General features: G+C 35.5%; 3 protein-coding genes. All 3 read right to left on the bottom strand.

Features of this window, described 5'->3' with window-relative positions; all coding sequences use genetic code 11:
• Positions 1 to 37: 37 nt before the first annotated feature.
• The 3 genes from DI44_RS18500 to DI44_RS00190 are packed head-to-tail and all read right to left on the bottom strand — an operon-like array spanning position 38 to position 2,744.
• A complete protein-coding gene (locus tag DI44_RS18500; RefSeq protein ID WP_241766411.1) occupies positions 38 to 1,231 on the bottom strand; it encodes a hypothetical protein in 1,194 nt (397 codons plus the stop codon).
• Positions 1,228 to 2,070, bottom strand: a complete 843-nt coding sequence (locus DI44_RS00195; RefSeq protein WP_033026707.1) for a serine/threonine-protein kinase — start codon at positions 2,068 to 2,070, stop codon at positions 1,228 to 1,230. Before DI44_RS00195 ends, DI44_RS18500 begins: the two co-directional genes overlap by 4 nt.
• A complete protein-coding gene (locus DI44_RS00190) occupies positions 2,067 to 2,744 on the bottom strand; it encodes a hypothetical protein (protein ID WP_033026708.1) in 678 nt (225 codons plus the stop codon). Before DI44_RS00190 ends, DI44_RS00195 begins: the two co-directional genes overlap by 4 nt.
• Positions 2,745 to 2,797: the final 53 nt, after the last annotated feature.

Consider the following 2,797-nt stretch of genomic DNA (forward strand, 5'->3'; position numbering starts at 1 on the left):
TGGATAATCAACACTCGTGAAGTGATAATTTACATAATTATTCTAGCAACATATCTCGAAGGAGTTCTAAATCATTCTGTCTATCTGCTTTAAATGCTGTCAATGCATTTAAAGTTGGTTCAATTGCATCAATAAATGACCTCTCACCAAGACGAAAACCTCTCTCACTAAGGTTCTTCAAGCGTTGGTTTGCAGCATCTACAAGGCTAATTGCATGGTCTATTCTTTGATTAGATGGGATAGTAGAAAAACTTAACCATTGTCGATTAATCTCGGTAAGATAATGCCGGAAAGCCAGTGGTTCTCCCCAAGGTACAGTAGCAGGGTTTGTTGATTCTAACAATGGTCTACAATATTGACAAACTGGACCGAAGCTACCTGATAATCCACGTTGATATGCTAAACCAAGTGACTGAGGACGAAATTCAGATAAAGTATTGGCATCGTAATACCATACTCTTCTTTGTCTATCACTCGTATATTGAACATCAAAGGTGGCTGGATCAAAAGATCTTACATTACGAAAATTTCCTGAAGCTAAGCCTGTTACCCCTGCACTTGCATATATTAATCCTTGTTGATTTGAGTATCCAAGTAATATTTTTTTACCTGACAAAACCAAACTTAAAAGCCCGTCTAACAAATTGTAAATAAATATTTCTTCAGTAACAAGAAAGTTTCTTGGGTTTTTCACAACAAGATAAAAACCATCTACTGGGTAATTAACGAGTTCGTTCAAAAGTCGGTCTAAAGATTGGCGATCCATTATAACATCTGGTCCTAAAGCAATTGTTGAATATACAGGGACATCTAAATTCATTGACTCTGCTGTTTCAGCAAAAACATAATGAATATTCAACCAATCTTCTGTAACAGAATTTGAATAGCGACCAGGAAGTATTACTTCACTTACTTGTAACACCTCAATCTGGTATGTTATGACTCCTTCACATAACTGTTCTGCTCCATTTGTAGCAAAATCGGTTGTAGCAAACTCTACTCCTTTCCAATAAGGATAATTTAGAATATTTTCTCTTTCAGTTCTAGGTTGATAAAATTGTGGGTCGAACAACACGCTTGCGTTTCTTTCTCTTAATTCATTAGCATGGCGTTCAATTTGATCGGGCCTATAATTTCGGGGAGATAAGATAACTCCTGTATCTGGATTATTCTCAACAAATTCGATATCCAATTGTTGCATACCATGTCCTTGTTGCAAATAAAATTTCAAGATATCACCTCTTTCAAAGCATTTAGAGCAATAATAGGATTTGCGGGTCTTCGGTGGGCAGGCTTTTTCATGCACCAATCTATTATTTCTGACAAGTTACTGCTACAATTTGATAATTTTGGTACATCAAATTGTAGAGTGCGCATTAATGCTTCTCCTGGAGAACTACAATCTTTGGTGAAAGGATTTTCGCCTGATAACATTTCGTACATAACTATACCCCAAGCAAAAAGATCTGTTCTTGGTGAAATACTACGCTTTTCATTTCTTATCTGCTCAGGTGCAGCATACCCAGGAGTTAATGGGCCAAACATGGCAACATCTTGTGTTAAACTTGTTAAATTTAAATGACGAGCAATTCCAAAATCAAGTAATACTACTCGGCCATTTTCCCCCAGCATAATATTTTCGGGTTTTATATCTCGGTGAACTAAATGTTGTTCGGCAACTTCACATAACGCATTTAAAAGTTCATAACCAATTTTGACTGCTTCAGACTCTTGCATTGCTCCTAATCGTAAACGTTCTCTTAAACTAACACCTTCAATAAATTCTTCAATTATGTAAACGACATCTTCGTTGGCCACCTTACTTCTACCATAACTATGTATTTTAGGAAATCTTGGTGGAGAAAACTTAGATGCCGCATCAATTTCTCGCATAGTTCTTTCATACTGCTGTTCCACCTTAATAACCTTGAGGGCTACCATACCTTCCTTTTCAGTGTACGCTTTATAAACGTATTTCTGTCCACCTTCACCTAACTTGTTTTTAATTGTTATAAATGGAAATGCTGATATTAATTCCGGAGAATCAGGAGAAAACAGTTCTGAATTCATTTAAATTCCTCCAACAATTTTTCATTAATCATCCATAATATTGGAGAATTCTTTAATCCCGTTTCGGCTGAATGAATAACTGTCTCTAAACCGGATTGCTCATTAAAAAAACTAAGTCCAATTCCTCTTTTTTTACATTCTAGCGAAATTAAATCAATGAGACTTTTTTTTTCCGAGGGCATCAATACATATGAATCTTTGGTAAACCATAAATGTCTCTCAGCCTGTTCAATCGCAGTTTTCCATTGAAATAGCTTAGCTTCAAAAACCCACAATCGATTTACTGCCAAAATCTCTGATTTTGGATTAGCTTTTATTAGATGCCCATTTGTTCTAACCAACCCCCTATCTGTTAATTCCTCAACTAAGGAACGAAGTTGACTTCTACTACAGAGAAGAAAATTACCAAGTTTTTCAGTTGATACCCATCGACGTGATGATAAATAGGACATTGCATAAGCAGCTTTAGTTGATAGAGGAGGAATCTTAGAATGAATAAAATTAATTCGTGATTCTAGAATTTCTGGTTTATATTCAATAACAACAACATCAGGTTTCCCAAACCCAGTATTTACCTCTCTCCATATCTTATAATAGTATCTTTTCTGATTTTTTTCAAAGTACATTAAATTAACAAATGAATTAACAAAATCAGTCTCTGTTACCCAAGTCACTTCTGTTTCCTCCGTTCTAGATTTTTATCATGCCAGGCGTGTTGATTATCCAA

The sequence above is a fragment of the Geobacillus sp. CAMR5420 genome (genome assembly GCF_000691465.1).
In the GTDB taxonomy this organism is placed as follows: domain Bacteria; phylum Bacillota; class Bacilli; order Bacillales; family Anoxybacillaceae; genus Geobacillus; species Geobacillus thermoleovorans.